The organism is Bacillus luti (genome assembly GCF_009739945.1).
Taxonomy (GTDB): Bacteria; Bacillota; Bacilli; order Bacillales; family Bacillaceae_G; genus Bacillus_A; species Bacillus_A luti.
Genome location: NZ_CP040336.1, coordinates 1,484,223 through 1,499,841, shown reverse-complemented (window position 1 = coordinate 1,499,841; position 15,619 = coordinate 1,484,223). Strand labels below are relative to the sequence as shown.

The window sequence follows — 15,619 nt, the reverse complement described above, 5'->3', positions numbered from 1 at the left end:
ATTGCCGCCCTCCTAATCTAATTTTTCGATAGCTTCAACAACTTGTTTCATTTCTTCATTCACATGCTCTTCTTCGCTGATTAGCTGTTTTAGCTTTGCAACAAGTCGCTGTCGCTCTTGAAACTTTTGAAGTAATACTAATTTATCTTCATATTCTTCAAGCATCGCTTCAGTCCGTTTAATGTTATCATACACGGCTTGGCGACTTACATCAAATTCTTCCGCAATTTCACCAAGAGATAAATCATCTAGATAATAAAGCGACATATAACTTCTTTGTTTTTGCGTTAACAACGATTGATAAAAATCAAATAAATAGTTCATTCTCGTTGTTTTTTCGAGCATGTTGGATCATCCTTTGTTAAGTGATTTCCCTTTACATGAATTAGTTTACATGGAGTACAAAAGAGTGTCAAGTTTTTTTCTTAACATCACATTTTTTTATAGAAAAAGAAGCGGAAAATACCGCTTCTTTCGCTTATACTTCTTCTGTTTCTACTAAGTTCGCAAATAAACCATACACATATTGTTCCGGATCGAACTGTTGCAGATCATCCATTTGCTCTCCTAATCCAACGAATTTCACCGGTACATCCATTTCGTTACGAATCGCTAGTACAATACCACCTTTAGCAGTTCCATCTAACTTCGTTAAAACAATACCAGTAACATTCGTTGCTTCACGGAATGTTTTCGCTTGACTTAAACCGTTTTGCCCTGTTGTTGCATCAATAACAAGTAATACTTCATGAGGAGCTCCTGGTACTTCGCGCTCGATTACACGCTTTACTTTCTCTAACTCTTTCATTAAGTTCACTTTATTTTGTAAACGTCCTGCTGTATCACATAGTAATACGTCTACTTTACGTGCTTTTGCAGCTTGAACAGCATCATACATAACCGCTGCTGGATCAGACCCTGATCCTTGTTTAATCACTTCTACACCAACGCGATCGCCCCATACTTCTAATTGTTCAATCGCTCCAGCACGGAATGTATCTCCTGCCGCTAATAAGACAGACTTTCCTTCTGATTTAAATTTATGTGCTAACTTACCAATTGTCGTTGTTTTCCCTACACCGTTAACACCAACAAATAAAACAACTGTTAATTGATCTTCTTGTATATTAACTTCATTACTAAAATCACTGTCACCTTTATAAATTCCTACTAACTTTTCTGAAATAACAGCCTGTACTTCTTTCGGATCTTGAATGTTACGACGTTGTACTTCTTCTTTCAACTGATCAATTAATTCCATTACTGTCGAAACTCCGACATCGGCACTAATTAAGATTTCTTCTAATTCCTCAAAGAAATCTTCGTCTATTTTGCGATAACGATACACTAAATCATTTACTTTATCGGCAAATGAATTTCTTGTTTTTTCCAAACCTTGTTTAAACTTCTCTGTTACCGTATCTGTTTGTTTAGAAATTTTTTCTTTTAATTTTTTAAAAAAGCTCATACTTCCCATCCTTCCTATTTACTTGCCACTAGTTCTTCTCCATCATCTAAGCGAACCGAAACAAGTTTAGATACCCCTGATTCTTGCATTGTTACACCATACAATACGTCAGACTCTTCCATTGTACCTTTTCTATGTGTAATTACAATAAACTGCGTCTCATCACTAAACTTCTTTAAATACTGTGCAAAGCGGGCAACATTTGCCTCATCTAGAGCCGCCTCTACCTCATCTAGTACACAGAATGGTACTGGGCGCACTTTTAAAATACCAAATAAAAGCGCAATTGCTGTTAAAGCACGCTCTCCACCTGAAAGTAAACCTAAGTTCTGCAGTTTCTTCCCTGGCGGTTGCGCTACAATATCAATACCCGTATTTAATAAGTCATCTGGATTCGTCATTACTAAATCCGCTCTACCGCCTCCAAATAATTCAGAGAATACCGATTGAAACTCCATTCGAATTCCTTCAAATGTAGTAGAAAAGCGTTTTTTCATTTCTTCATCCATTTCAGTAATAAGTTGGTGCAATGTTGTTTTCGCTTCTTCTAGATCATCTTTTTGCTCTAGTAAGAATGTATGACGCTCTGCTACACGCTCATACTCATCAATCGCCCCTAAGTTTACTGTACCTAGCTCTTCGATGGATAGTTTAATTAGCTTCACCTTTTTACGTGCATCCTCAGCAGGCATCATCATTGTATACTTCAGTTTTGCCGCTTCAAATGAAATCGTATATGTTTCACGTAAATGTTGTAATCTATTTTCTAACTCTACATCAAGTCGATTTATTTTTACTTCTTGATCTTTCAACATCTCAAGAATGTATTTATGTTTACCTGTTGTTTCTTTCAAATTACGCTCTAAATGTTCTACTCTCTCTTGTAACGATACACGTTGTTCACGACGAGAGCGGATCAACTCTGAAGTTTGATTACGATCATATGCTTTCTTCTCAATCATATTCGTAATTTGCTCTTCACCACTTGAATTCGATGTCATTTCTTGTTTTAAGAACGCTAAATCCTCTTTCGTTTTGACAAGTGTCGCATCCGTTTCTTCTTTTTCTTTCGTCAATCGTTCAACTTTTTCTTTTTGATTAGATAAGCGCTGTTGCTTTTCAGCCGCTAACACTTTTAACTCAGTCATTTCTTTTTGAACTTTTTCTTTCGAAGAATGTTGCTCACTTTTTTGTTTTGTTAAAGCGGTAATTTTACTATCTAACTCAGTAATATCAGCTTGAAGATTCGTTAAAATTCCTTCTAATTCCTCTTTACGCCCTTGCATTTTCACTCGATCTTGTAAGAATCCTTCAATCTCTAAATCATAAATAGATAAGCGATCGTTAATACGATGTTCTTCTAATTCTAAACGATTAATTTCTTCTCTTAATCTCTGCTCATCTACACGCTCAGCTTCTACACCTTGTCTTAGTTCGCGTATTTTCACTTCTTTTTCTTGAATTTCTTGTTTTACTGCTTTAACAAAGTTTTCTAACTTCGTTGTTTTTTCTTCCATATCAGTTAACTTGTTAGTCCACTCTTCCAGTTCACGTTGGCGTCCCAATAAAGAAGATTTCGCTTGTTTTACCGCTCCACCCGTCATAGAACCCCCAGGGTTCACTACATCACCTTCGATCGTTACAATGCGATAACGGTATTGTAGTTGTTTCGCTAACTCATTTGCTCCGCGTAAATCTTTCGCAACAATAACCGTACCTAATAAATTCGAAACTACATTTTCATATTTATTGTTGTACTGAACAAGTTCTGCCGCCACACCAACAAACGATGGGTGTTGATTTACGATACGTAATTGCTCAAATGATAACGATCTACTTTTAATAACAGCTTGTGGTAAAAACGTTGCTCGTCCATGTTTATTTTGCTTTAAAAACGAAATCGCATTACGAGCATGTTCTTCAGTTTGCACTACGATATGTTGCATAGCTGCACCTAAAGCGATTTCCATCGCGATTTCATATTCTTTCGGTACAGTCAGAAGTTCTGCAACAGCTCCCTCGACACCTTGCAATCTATTCTCTCTAGCTTTTAATACTTCACGTACCCCTTGATAGAAACCAGAGTAATCTTCTTGCATCTCTTCTAACATTTCTTTTCGAGAACGTGCCTGTTGTACAAATTGATACGCTTGATATAGTTTCGTTTCATTTTCACTATACTGCGCCTTACATTTCCCTAGCGCCGTTTCCGTCTTCTGTATGTTCGAAAGAATACCAGCTACTTTTTCTTTCACTTGTTCGTAACTTTCTACAAGTTTCGTCTTTTTCGCTGTAATTTCCATACGCATCTCTACATATTTCGCGTTTTCTTCATCAAGACGTTCATTTTTAGAGCTTTGCTGTTTAGATTGTTCTTCAATCATAGATAACTCATTACGATGACTAGCTTGGTGATTTAAAAGTTCAATATAATCACCTTTTAAATTCTCAATTTGTTCCTCTAAATTGTCAGCGAAAGTTGCAAGCAATAGCTCATTATCATGCAATTTTTTCTCTAACTCTTTTACTTGATCTACAAATTGCATCAAAACTTCTGTACTCGATTCAATTTCACCATCATAACTTTTAGCTTTTTCTGTTAATTCAACAATTAACTGTTCGAGTTGCGCACAATGCGTTGTTGCATTTTGCTTTCTCTCTTTTAATAACTCACGCTGTCCTTCTAGTTTTTCTAGCTCTTTACTAGAAAGAAGCAGTACCTCTTGTAAGGAATCTACAGACTCATCTACCGCTTGTAATTGTCCTCGTAATTCCTCAAGCTCTTCTTCACCTTTTTGTAAATTCGTTGACATTTTAGCTTCTTCGTTTTTATTATGCCCAAACTGATTTCGAAGCGCTTCCCATTTCTCATGTAATTCTTCAATTTCATGTACAATAAGTGCTGCTTCTACTTTCTCTAATTCTTCTTTTTTCTCGAGATAATCTTTCGCAATAGAGGCTTGTCTTTCTAAAGGTTCTACTTGACTACTTAATTCGTGAATTATATCTTGTACACGATTTAAGTTTTCTTGTGTGTCTGCTAATTTGCCTTCAGCTTTCTTTTTACGAAGTTTGTATTTCAGCACACCTGCAGCTTCCTCAAATACACCGCGACGCTCTTCTGATTTACTACTTAAAATCTCTTCAACTTTCCCCTGGCTAATAATCGAAAAAGCTTCTCTTCCCATACCAGAGTCCATAAATAAATCAATAATATCTTTTAATCTACATGATTGTTTATTAATATAAAAATCACTATCTCCCGAACGAGATACACGGCGCGTTACACATACCTCATTATATTCAATCGGCAAACGTTGATCTTCATTATTTAAAGTTATTGTTACTTCAGCAACATTAACTGCTCTTCTCGTATCACTGCCCGCAAAAATAATATCCTCCATCTTTGCACCACGTAATGATTTTGCAGATTGTTCACCAAGTACCCAGCGAATTGCATCCGTAATATTACTTTTTCCACTCCCATTAGGTCCTACTACAGAAGTTACACCTGGAACGAAATCGACAGATACACGCTCAGCAAAAGATTTAAATCCTGCTATTTCTAATCTCTTTAAAAACACGAAAGGCCTTCCTCCTATTCTCCGTTGTTATAAATGCCGTCTGCATACAAACGGGCCATTATACGGATTTCCCTCCCTTTTATTTACAAACAAAAAGAAAGTTTCATTCTATGCATAAGGAATCCCCCTCATTCAAAGGGGGATTCCTTATAGTTGTTCTTTTAATTTTTTCAACGCTTCTGCAGCAGCTTGTTGCTCTGCTTCTTTTTTCGACTTCCCACTACCAAGACCTAATGCCACGTTATTTAACGTAACACGTGACACAAATTCTCGATTGTGAGCCGGTCCTTTTTCTTGCAGAATTTGGTATTCAATATTGCCACTACCATCACGCTGAATCAATTCTTGTAATTGACTCTTATAATCCATCACATGAGAAAAAGCACCTTCATTAATTTTCGGATATACAACTTCTTTTAAGAATCCCCAAACTGTTTCTAGCCCTTGATCAAGGTAAAGGGCTCCAATAAACGCTTCAAAGACATCCGCTAATAAAGCTGGTCGTTCACGTCCACCCGTCATTTCCTCACCTTTTCCTAATAAAACAAGGCTACCAAATGACAACTCGTTTGCAAAACGAACAAGAGATGGCTCACATACAATAGCTGCACGTAATTTTGTTAACTCTCCTTCGCTCATTGTCGGATATTTTTGAAACAGATACTGTGATACAGTGAGTTCCAATACAGCATCACCAAGAAATTCGAGACGCTCATTGTCCTCATGCGGTTTTTTTCGATGCTCATTCACATACGATGAATGCGTAAATGCTTGAATCAATAATTTTTCATCTGTAAACGTAATACCTATCTCTTCTTGAAATACTTTAAACGCTTCACGATATTTTGTTTCGTATTTTTTTTCTCTATGTTTTCGGTACGGCATAGGTCCCTCCAGATATAAGCCGAGAAGCCCCGCTAAAAAACGGGACTTCACTTAAGCATTATAGATGACTCTCTATGTAAGTCACAGCATCGCCAACAGTAGCAATCTTTTCAGCATCTTCATCAGAAATTTCCATTTCGAATTCATCTTCCAATTGCATTACAAGTTCTACTACATCTAGGGAGTCTGCGCCTAAATCTTCTTTAAAGCTCGCAGCTGGTACTACTTCAGTTTCTTCTACACCTAAACGATCAACGATGATTTTTGTTACACGCTCTAAAACATCTGCCATTCCATTCACCTCCCCTCAAATATTATATTAAATATTAGCAAAAAAAACTAGTTGAAATCGATTCTTTTATTACATTACCATTCCGCCATCAACATTTAACGTTTGGCCTGTCACATATTTACTTTGATCAGAAGCGAAAAATGTGACAGTATTTGCGATATCTTGCGCTTCACCAAACTGAGCTGCAGGAATTAATTTTAACATTTCGGCTTTTATATTTTCATCCAGTACATCGGTCATATCAGTCGCAATAAACCCAGGAGCAATTGCATTTACTGTAATATTTCGACTCGCTAACTCTTTTGCCGATGTTTTTGTTAATCCAATTACACCTGCTTTAGCAGCAACATAGTTTGCTTGTCCTGGATTCCCTGTTACACCAACAACAGAAGCGATATTAATAATACGTCCATGACGTTGACGCATCATATATCGAGATACTGCCTTCGTACATAAAAATACACCTTTTAAGTTTGTATTAATAACTGTATCCCATTCTTCTTCTTTCATACGCATTAATAAATTATCTTTCGTTACACCTGCATTATTTACAAGAATATCAACTTGTCCAAATGTATCTACCGTTTGTTTTACCATATTCGTAACGTCTTCTGCATTTGCAACATCTGCTCTTACTGCAATTGCATCCGAACCTAATTTCTTTATTTCATCAACTACTTCATTTGCCTTTTGCTCATTACCAGCATAATTTACTACTACATTTGCCCCTTGTTTCGCTAAATCTATTGCAATCGCACGGCCAATCCCGCGTGAAGCACCGGTTACTAATGCTACTTTCCCTTTTAACATCAGTTTTCTCCTCTCAAATTTGAAATGGTATCTTTTAATGTCTCTTCATCGTATATCGCATATGCTTTCACTGATGAATCAATCGACTTCATAAGTCCAGCAAGCACTTTCCCAGGTCCAATTTCAATAAATGTATCTACCCCTTGATTCACCATATATTCCACAGATGGATACCATAATACAGGCGAATAAAGCTGTTCGATTAGCTTTTCTTGAATATCTGCACCACGTGTAATAACGTCCGCTGTAACATTCGCGATAACTGGAATATTCGTATCTTGAATTGTAATTTCATTTAAAACACTTTGGAATTTTTCAGCTGCTGGTTTCATAAGTGAAGAGTGGAACGGTCCACTTACTTTAAGCGGAATCGCTCTCTTCGCGCCATTTTCTTTCGCTCTTTGAGAAGCAATCTCTACTCCTTGCTTCGTTCCAGAAATCACAATTTGCTTCGTGCTATTCATATTAGCGATTTGCACTGCATATCCTTCACTTGTTACTTCTTCAGTAACTCGTTTCAACATATCTGGGTCAGCACCTAAAATAGCTGCCATCGCACCTTCCCCGCCTGGAACAGCCTCTTCCATATATTCCCCGCGTTTCCTTACAGCATATACAGCATCTTCAAAAGTTAATGCACCAGCTGCCACAAGAGCGCTATATTCACCTAAACTGTGTCCTGCTACAAAATCAGGTGTAATACCGTACTCTTTCAAAGCTGTCAAAATTGCATAACTCGTTGTTAATAATGCCGGCTGCGCATTTGTCGTTAATGTTAGCTTTTCCTGCGGTCCTTCAAAAATCACTTCTGAAAGTGAATCCTGTAACACCTCATCTGCTTTTTCAAAAACTTTCGCAACCTCTTTATTATTATCCGCTAACTGTCTACCCATTCCAACTGCCTGTGAACCTTGGCCCGGAAAAAGAAATGCTAGTTTTCCCATTTCAAATCCTCCTCTTATTGGAGTGGCTCTTTCTCCATTACACTTGAAATTGTAGGAATAACTTCTTTCGCTACCATTTCTCTCGTTTGACGAATCGCACTGAATATCGATTGGTCATTAGAAGAACCATGAGCCTTAATGACAGGAGCTTTCAATCCAAATAATGCCGCTCCGCCATACTCCGAATAATCCATTTTATCTTTTAATACCATAAGTTTTGGTTTTAATACCGCTGCTGCTAATTTACTTGTAAACGAACTCATTAATTGCTCTTTTAACATAGAGAATAATGCAAGAGCTGTTCCTTCTAGTGACTTCAGTGCTACATTACCTGTAAAACCATCGCACACAACAACATCTGCTACACCTTGCAATAAATCTCTTGATTCTACGTTCCCAACGAAATTAATTGGTGCGTCTTTAAGCATTGCAAAGACTTGTTTAGAAAGCTCGTTACCTTTTCCGTCCTCTGTTCCAACGTTTAATAGTCCAACGCGAGGATTTTTAATCCCTCTTACTTTCTCAGCGTAAACAGATCCCATTACCGCGTACTGATATAGATGAATTGGTTTTGCATCAACGTTCGCTCCAACATCTAGCATAACAAAACCTTTTCCATCAACAGTTGGCATTGTTGGTGATAATGCTGGTCGTTCAATCCCTTCCATACGACCGACAACAAATAATCCAGCCGCCATTAAAGCTCCTGTACTACCTGCTGATATACAAGCATCTGCTTCACCATTTTTCACTTGCTCTGCTGCAAGTACCATTGAAGCTTGTTTTTTTCGACGAACCGCTCTTACTGGTTCATCTGTCGATTCAATTTTTTCGTCTGTATGAAGAATCGTAATTCGCTCTTCACTAGTTAAGTGTTGACGAATTTCTGCCTCTTTTCCTACTAACGTAATATGTAAATCTGAATATTCCTTAATAGCTTTCATTGCCCCTAATACGACAGCCTTCGGAGCATGATCGCCACCCATTGCATCTATTGCGATTTTCATAAGTTGTTACCTTCCTCACTATAATTACTAGATCGATACATTTCAAAAGTGCCTGTAAAAACAAGTTCTTCTCCAACAAAGCTGCGCACTTTGACAACCGTCCGTCCTTTATCATTCTCTACATCTTCAACGCGCGCTTTTGCAACAACACGCTCTCCTAATTTTACAGGACGAATGTATCGAATGGTAGACTTTGCAGTTAAAGCTAATTCTTCATCAATAACCGCAACAGCTAGTGAGTTTGCTTGTGCAAACAAATGATGCCCACGGGCAATTTGATTTCTTTTAAATACATGCTCTACCTTAACTTCAAAGATAGAAATTGCATGTCTATCTAATTCTATATCGATAATTTCGCCGACAACCTCTTCTAACGGTAAAGATTTCACATCTTCTTCATGTTGCTTTGTAGCTACATGCTTAATTCTCTCTCTTAATTCAGGAATAGATAATTCCATTCGATCCAGACGAACCGTTTGTATACTAACCTGAAATTTTTCAGCTAAATCTTCATCCGTTATAAAAGGATTCGTTTCGATTGTTTGTTGTAATAATTCTTGTCTTTCTTTTTTACTTCTTCTTTTTTTCATACCGCACCATCCGTTTTTATGACTAGGTACTAACAGTAGTATATAATCATTAAAAGTAGAATGCAACAAAAATTTTTGTTGACTCCCTTTAATCGAGCTTCTCTCCTTGGAACACACCTGTCCCATCAAGATACGTGCGCAAGGCAGCATACTGATCGTTGTGCCAAAACGCTTCTGAATCTACTAGTATCGCCGCATCTTGTCTCGCTGTTTCTAACGCCCGATAATCATGTACCATATCAGCAACCTTAAATTCTGGTAAACCACTTTGCTTACTTCCAAAGAAATCCCCTGGACCTCGTAATTCTAAATCTTTTTCCGACAATACAAATCCATCATTTGTTTCAGTCATAATGCGCATTCTTTCTTTTCCCGTTTCTGATTTCGGATCTGCGATTAATAAACAATACGATTGCTCACTACCACGTCCAACACGCCCCCTCAGCTGATGGAGCTGCGATAAACCGAAACGCTCTGCGTCATAAATGACCATAACAGTCGCATTCGGTACGTTAACACCTACTTCAACAACTGTTGTTGATACAAGAATTTGCACTTTATTTTCACTAAATTGTCCCATTATCTCTTCTTTTTCCTGAGAGGATAATCTCCCATGCATTAATCCAACCTGACACTTCCCTTGATAATGATGAGTTAGCATACTATGTAAGTCGATAGCATTTTGAACATCGAGTTTCTCAGATTCTTCAATAAGAGGACAAATAACATATGCTTGTCTTCCCTTTTTTATCTCTTTCTCCACAAAACCGAGAACGCGATCTAACATATCATGTTTTGCCCAGTATGTTTCAATTACCTTTCTACCCGCCGGCATCTCATCGATTATAGATACATCCATCTCTCCAAATGCAGTTATCGCTAACGTACGTGGAATTGGAGTGGCTGTCATAAATAATACATCTGGACTTTCACCTTTCTCCCGTAAAACCCGGCGCTGCGCTACACCAAATCGATGTTGTTCATCAGTAATAACGAGACCTAACCTATGAAATATAACTTCATCTTGAATTAAAGCGTGTGTTCCGACAAGGATATCTATTTCCCCTTGTTCTAATTTCGCCAAAATCTCTCGACGTCTCACACCTTTAACAGAACTTGTTAGCAATTCAACCTTCATACCAAAATGAGAAAACGTCTCCGCGAGCGATTGATAATGTTGTTCTGCTAAAATTTCTGTTGGAACCATTAAAGCACCTTGATAATGCGCTAATTTCGCTGCATACAGACCGATTGCAGCAACGACCGTTTTCCCTGAACCTACATCACCTTGCAGCAGACGATTCATCCGATAGGGAGATGTCATATCTTTCATAATTTCATCTACAACTCGGCGCTGCGCACCAGTTAACGGGAACGGAAGTGTATCGATAAACTCTTGTAATTCCGCTGAAGGAATTTCTTTTTTCGTCCCTTTCGAATTTTCTCTCTCCATTTTCCGTAACGTTTGCATTTTTAATTGAAATAGGAAAAACTCTTCATAGACAAAACGGCGGCGTGCTTGTTTTAAATCTTCCTGCCCTACTGGAAAATGCAAGGCCCTGAGCGCTTCATAGCGTGGTAATAATTTATATCGACTTAACAAACCATCAGGTAACACTTCGACTATAGAGTCCCCATACTCCTTTAACGCTTGGGCAATAAAACGACGCATCTGTTTCACTGTAAGTTTCCCTTTTACTGAGTATACAGGCTCTACTTCTTGTTGACGTACTACCGGTCCAAAATGAAGTTCTGATACCGCAATCGTTTGACGATGCTGATCCCATTTACCAGTAATCGTTACTGCCTCATCTAACTTTAACTTTTGCTTATAGTACGGTCTATTAAAACATACAGCAGTAATTAAATAACGACCGACAAGGACACGAACTGTAAGGCGTGACTTCTTTTTCCCGTAATATTGCAGTAAAGGAGCACTATGAACTTTCCCCTCCACTGTTACACGCTCATCATGCTTTACTTCAGCAAGATCTTTCATCGCATAGTCTTCATAACGGTACGGAAAATGTTCTAATAGATGAGAAACTGTGAAAATTCCCATCTCGTGTAGTAATTCAGATGTTTCTCCACCGATTCCCTTTACATCTGTAACAGGAACTTGTACACCTTCATTCAAAATTCTCACACCCCGTCACATTATTTTCTTTGTTGCACTTTACCTGCGTATTCATTAACATCTGCAATCGCTCTCTTTCACCCTATATATTCTATCATAGGCATTCTAAGAGAAACTACTCAAATCCCTCATAAACAACACGAAAGAAAAGAGCCTCACTATTAGCAGCAAGGCTCTTTTTTATCTTCAATATGCTAGCCCTTTGAACACCAACTAGTAACAAACTTCATATTACTACTTCGTATTCATTAGCAAGTAAGGAATCCATTTATTTTCAAAACGAATCTTTTCTTATTCTACAGAGAAGATGAAAGAGTACACTGGTTGGTTCCCAGCATGCACTTCTACTTCTGCATCTTCAAAATTCTCTTCTACAAATTCAACTAACTCAGCTACTTCTTCGTCAGTTGCATCTTCACCTTGTAGAATCGTTACGATTTCAGAATCTTCATCAATAAGCGCTTCTAGTAATTGCTTTGCAGCCCCTACTTTTTCAGCATTTGTTGATACGATTTTTCCATCTGCAATACACATGAAATCATCTTTTTGAATTGCTACACCGTCAATTTCAGTATCACGAACCGCATACGTAATTTGACCTGTTTTCACATGAGATAAAGCTTCTTTCATGTTTTCTTCATTCTCTTCTAATGTTCCAACTGGATTAAATGCTAACATTGCAGCCATACCTTGAGGAACTGTTTTAGAACGAACAACAATAACTTCTTGATCCACTACTGACGCTGCTTGTTCTGCCGCCATCACGATATTACCGTTATTTGGCAAGATGATAATCTTTTCAGCATTTGCTTCTTCAATCGCCTTCACGATATCCTCCGTACTTGGATTCATCGTTTGGCCACCTTCGATAACTTTCGTCGCACCAATGCTCTCAAATAAAGTTTTAATACCAGATCCCATAGCTACAGTTACAATACCGTACGGTTGCTTCTCTTTCGATTGGCTTGGTTGCTCAGGCATCATAGTAGGTTCATCTAATAAAGCAGTATGCTGTTCACGCATATTTTCTACTTTAATCTTAATTAAGCTACCATAACGTTGTCCATAATTCATAGGATCTCCAGGATGTTCCGCATGAATATGAACCTTAACAACCTCATCATCTGATACAACAAGTAGTGAATCTCCGTATACACTAATATCTTCACGGAATTTTTGTTCAGAGAAATTATGTTCTTTCATTTTTTCAGGCTCTAATTTCACCATGAATTCCGTACAATATCCATACTTTATATCTTCTGTACTCAATTGGCTTTGTACACTACGGTGATGTTCTGCGCGTACCATGTCATTCATAGATGGTTGGGCAGACACATTAGAAGAAATCGTTTCTCCTTTTAAGTCAGCTAAAAATCCTTCGTATACAACAACAAGACCTTTACCACCGCTATCTACAACGCCAACTTGTTTTAATACAGGTAATAAATCTGGCGTACGATTTAACGATGCATTCGCTTCTTTCACAACGTCTTCCATAAACAAAACAAAGTCGCGCTGTTTTTTCGCAACTGTTACTGCATATTTACCCGTTTCTCTTGCAACCGTTAAAATCGTTCCTTCAATCGGTTTCATAACCGCTTTGTAAGCCGCTTCTACCCCAGCATCTAAAGCTGCAGCAAAATCAACTGTTGTTAATTCTTCTTTTTGTTCAATGGATTTAGAGAAACCACGGAATAACTGAGATAGAATAACCCCAGAGTTACCACGAGCTCCCATTAATAATCCTTTGGCTAAACTTACACCGACTTTACCAGCGTGCTGTGAAGGATTTGCTTTCACTTCACGTGCGCCTGAAGTCATAGATAAGTTCATGTTTGTACCGGTATCGCCATCTGGAACTGGAAATACGTTTAATGCATCAACAAGCTGAACATTATTTGTTAAATTATTCGCTCCTTGCATGATCATTTGTGATAAACGTTTTCCATCAATTTTTTGAATTGACACAGATTTTCCTCCTTAATGCACATTACAAGTTTATTACTTTAACTCCTTGTACGTAGATGTTTACAGAATCTACTGCTAGTCCTACAGTTTGATCTAATGTATATTTCACTTTCGTCTGCACGTTATGTGCTACTTCTGAAATTTTCGTACCATAGCTCACAATAATATACATATCAATATGTACTTCATCTTCATCTTTACGAACAATAACACCTCTAGTGAAGTTTTCTTTTCGTAAAATGTCTGTTAAACCATCTTTTAACTGATTTTTTGATGCCATACCTACGATACCGTAGCAATCTACTGCGGCACCTCCAGCAATTGTTGCAATTACATCTGTACTAATATCAATTTGACCATACTTAGTTTTAATTTCAATTGACATCTCGTTTCCCCCTTCATAAATGGTGAAAGTGAGCTAGACTACTTTAGTTACTATCATATAATCTTTTTAAAGAAAATTCCATCGTTCTTTCTTTTCACTCTCATATTTTATGTTTTAAATCACATTTTTTATGATGAGCAAAATAGTCCATTGTTATTATACAACATGTACCACTATAATATGTCAAGCAATTTTTCTTGATTTCAACTTTTCATCATCGACATATAGTGTCAAGTAATTTTTCTTGATTTCTTTTTTCTACGGTGTTGCATTCTCTTTTTAGTTGTGTTAAATTATAGTAGTGTTTTTAGCATCGCAAAAAAGACTAACATTGAAAAATTACGTATGGTAAGGTATCAAGGGAGGGAAATATAAATGGCTCGTGTTTGTGCTATCACTGGAAGAAAAGCTCGTTCTGGTAACTCTCGTTCTCACGCAATGAACGCTACAAAACGTAAATGGGGCGCTAACCTTCAAAAAGTTCGCGTACGCATCGACGGAAAAGTTCAACGTGTTTACGTTTCTGCTAGAGCATTAAAATCTGGCAAAATCGAACGTGTTTAATAATAAAAAAAAGAGCCGCTAGGCTCTTTTTTTACTATACCAATGGAAAAAGCACCGGTAATAGGTGCTTTTTTCAATCCTTTTTGAAGGTATTTAACATGGCACGAACAATTCCACCAAGAAATTTAGGTAACTTAATTGTATAAAATCTCATGGTTTCCCTCCTAATCCCCATTACTCCACTTGTTCACTATATGATGTAAGGAGCAAAATTGTTTCTTCAATCAGTGCTTCTTATCACCATTAATATGCCAGAAGTAAATGAAAAAGTACCTTTTTCCTCAACGAGTTCATTACTAATACAAAGTGTAGATCCCCACTCTATTGTTTTATTCGTAAGAGGATACTTAAACCCAAGCAATGTAATCCCTTCCACTATTTCAGTAACCGGCACAAAAGATACATAAGGGAAATTTTTATTCACTTCAATTGTATGTGTCCCCACTTCTTTAACTGTTATTTCATTTTTATTGTCTACAATGCACATTTCTACCTCTACTTTTAACCCTCTTAAAAGCATCTGTATATTTGCTAAACCGTGATCAAGCCTTCCGCCCGTAGCACCAAAAATACGAATTAATGCCGGTTTCTGTTCTAACGCCCAGTTAATTGCAATTTCTAAATCCGTTTGATCTTTTTCCCGCGGAACAATATGTAATTCACTCGTTTGCTGTCCCATCCATACTAATTCTTCTTCTGTTACTGAATCGTAATCTCCAAACGCAACAGCAGGAGTAATACCTCTTTTTAATAAACGATACACGCCTCTATCAACCGCCGCCCACACTACTTGCTCATTTTCATATCGCGAAAAATCTGCACAATATTCTGCAGGGCCTCCTGCTAAAATATGAATAATCATTTTTTCTTCCCCTTCTATTGTAAAAAGGCAATCTGCCATTCGGTAGATTGCCTTTTTACATATTTTTCTCTACCCTTTGTAAATAGTGAAAGCTTACTGAACTAAAAGCTTCACTAGGATACA

Annotated in this window: 15 protein-coding genes; 1 reads left to right on the top strand and 14 read right to left on the bottom strand. The window is 37.5% G+C overall.

The genetic code is table 11. From position 1 onward, the window contains the following. Nucleotides 1-12: 12 nt before the first annotated feature. The 12 genes from EUC40_RS07845 to EUC40_RS07790 all read right to left on the bottom strand — a co-directional run bounded on the left by EUC40_RS07845 (nt 13) and on the right by EUC40_RS07790 (nt 14,070). Nucleotides 13-345 (bottom strand): putative DNA-binding protein, encoded by a 333-nt coding sequence (locus tag EUC40_RS07845; protein WP_000891061.1) that lies wholly within the window; start codon nt 343-345, stop codon nt 13-15. A 133-nt stretch (nt 346-478) separates the two neighbouring features. Then, entirely contained in the window at nt 479-1,468 is a 990-nt protein-coding gene (ftsY, locus tag EUC40_RS07840; RefSeq protein ID WP_000007653.1) for a signal recognition particle-docking protein FtsY, read from the bottom strand. 14 nt (nt 1,469-1,482) lie between these two features. Then, complete coding sequence (smc, locus tag EUC40_RS07835; protein WP_071713228.1) at nt 1,483-5,052, bottom strand: chromosome segregation protein SMC; 3,570 nt, start codon at nt 5,050-5,052, stop codon at nt 1,483-1,485. A gap of 147 nt (nt 5,053-5,199) precedes the next feature. Then, on the bottom strand, nt 5,200-5,937 hold the full coding sequence (gene rncS / locus EUC40_RS07830; RefSeq protein WP_001146870.1) for a ribonuclease III: 738 nt from the start codon (nt 5,935-5,937) through the stop codon (nt 5,200-5,202). Nucleotides 5,938-5,995: 58 nt separating this feature from the next. After that, the gene (gene acpP, locus EUC40_RS07825) at nt 5,996-6,229 is read right to left on the bottom strand and encodes an acyl carrier protein (protein ID WP_000786062.1); all 234 of its coding nucleotides are present in this window, start codon (nt 6,227-6,229) and stop codon (nt 5,996-5,998) included. Between the two features lie 69 nt (nt 6,230-6,298). After that, complete coding sequence (fabG, locus tag EUC40_RS07820; protein ID WP_071713227.1) at nt 6,299-7,039, bottom strand: 3-oxoacyl-[acyl-carrier-protein] reductase; 741 nt, start codon at nt 7,037-7,039, stop codon at nt 6,299-6,301. Continuing rightward, the gene (fabD, locus tag EUC40_RS07815; protein ID WP_088230135.1) at nt 7,039-7,983 is read right to left on the bottom strand and encodes an ACP S-malonyltransferase; all 945 of its coding nucleotides are present in this window, start codon (nt 7,981-7,983) and stop codon (nt 7,039-7,041) included. Before fabD ends, fabG begins: the two co-directional genes overlap by 1 nt. 14 nt (nt 7,984-7,997) lie before the next feature. Continuing rightward, nucleotides 7,998-8,990 (bottom strand): phosphate acyltransferase PlsX, encoded by a 993-nt coding sequence (plsX, locus tag EUC40_RS07810; RefSeq protein ID WP_000684089.1) that lies wholly within the window; start codon nt 8,988-8,990, stop codon nt 7,998-8,000. Next, nucleotides 8,987-9,580, bottom strand: coding sequence for a transcription factor FapR (gene fapR, locus EUC40_RS07805; protein WP_000747352.1), 594 nt, complete (start codon nt 9,578-9,580; stop codon nt 8,987-8,989). The genes plsX and fapR overlap by 4 nt, the downstream gene beginning before the upstream one ends. Nucleotides 9,581-9,668: 88 nt before the next feature. After that, nucleotides 9,669-11,717: an ATP-dependent DNA helicase RecG gene (recG, locus tag EUC40_RS07800; protein ID WP_071713225.1), complete on the bottom strand. Its 2,049-nt coding sequence runs from the start codon at nt 11,715-11,717 to the stop codon at nt 9,669-9,671. A gap of 291 nt (nt 11,718-12,008) precedes the next feature. Further along, the gene (locus EUC40_RS07795) at nt 12,009-13,685 is read right to left on the bottom strand and encodes a DAK2 domain-containing protein (RefSeq protein WP_071713224.1); all 1,677 of its coding nucleotides are present in this window, start codon (nt 13,683-13,685) and stop codon (nt 12,009-12,011) included. A gap of 22 nt (nt 13,686-13,707) precedes the next feature. After that, nucleotides 13,708-14,070, bottom strand: a complete 363-nt coding sequence (locus EUC40_RS07790) for an Asp23/Gls24 family envelope stress response protein (RefSeq protein ID WP_000021109.1) — start codon at nt 14,068-14,070, stop codon at nt 13,708-13,710. Between the two features lie 375 nt (nt 14,071-14,445). On the opposite strand from EUC40_RS07790, the gene rpmB reads away from it, so the two are divergent. Beyond that, complete coding sequence (gene rpmB / locus EUC40_RS07785; protein ID WP_000124776.1) at nt 14,446-14,634, top strand: 50S ribosomal protein L28; 189 nt, start codon at nt 14,446-14,448, stop codon at nt 14,632-14,634. Between the two features lie 73 nt (nt 14,635-14,707). Here the strand turns inward: rpmB and spoVM are convergent, their stop codons facing one another. Next, nucleotides 14,708-14,788: a stage V sporulation protein SpoVM gene (gene spoVM, locus EUC40_RS07780; protein WP_001213599.1), complete on the bottom strand. Its 81-nt coding sequence runs from the start codon at nt 14,786-14,788 to the stop codon at nt 14,708-14,710. Between the two features lie 66 nt (nt 14,789-14,854). After that, entirely contained in the window at nt 14,855-15,535 is a 681-nt protein-coding gene (locus EUC40_RS07775; protein ID WP_156574304.1) for a thiamine diphosphokinase, read from the bottom strand. Between the last annotated feature and the right edge of the window lie 84 nt (nt 15,536-15,619).

Coding starts and splice junctions, on each gene's coding strand:
- EUC40_RS07845 (WP_000891061.1), bottom strand. CDS start 345: ATGCTCGAAAAAACAACGAGAATGAACTATTTATTTGATTTTTATCAA.
- ftsY (WP_000007653.1), bottom strand. CDS start 1,468: ATGAGCTTTTTTAAAAAATTAAAAGAAAAAATTTCTAAACAAACAGAT.
- rncS (WP_001146870.1), bottom strand. CDS start 5,937: ATGCCGTACCGAAAACATAGAGAAAAAAAATACGAAACAAAATATCGT.
- acpP (WP_000786062.1), bottom strand. CDS start 6,229: ATGGCAGATGTTTTAGAGCGTGTAACAAAAATCATCGTTGATCGTTTA.
- fabG (WP_071713227.1), bottom strand. CDS start 7,039: ATGTTAAAAGGGAAAGTAGCATTAGTAACCGGTGCTTCACGCGGGATT.
- fabD (WP_088230135.1), bottom strand. CDS start 7,983: ATGGGAAAACTAGCATTTCTTTTTCCGGGCCAAGGTTCACAGGCAGTT.
- plsX (WP_000684089.1), bottom strand. CDS start 8,990: ATGAAAATCGCAATAGATGCAATGGGTGGCGATCATGCTCCGAAGGCT.
- fapR (WP_000747352.1), bottom strand. CDS start 9,580: ATGAAAAAAAGAAGAAGTAAAAAAGAAAGACAAGAATTATTACAACAA.
- EUC40_RS07790 (WP_000021109.1), bottom strand. CDS start 14,070: ATGTCAATTGAAATTAAAACTAAGTATGGTCAAATTGATATTAGTACA.
- rpmB (WP_000124776.1), top strand. CDS start 14,446: ATGGCTCGTGTTTGTGCTATCACTGGAAGAAAAGCTCGTTCTGGTAAC.
- spoVM (WP_001213599.1), bottom strand. CDS start 14,788: ATGAGATTTTATACAATTAAGTTACCTAAATTTCTTGGTGGAATTGTT.
- EUC40_RS07775 (WP_156574304.1), bottom strand. CDS start 15,535: ATGGCAGATTGCCTTTTTACAATAGAAGGGGAAGAAAAAATGATTATT.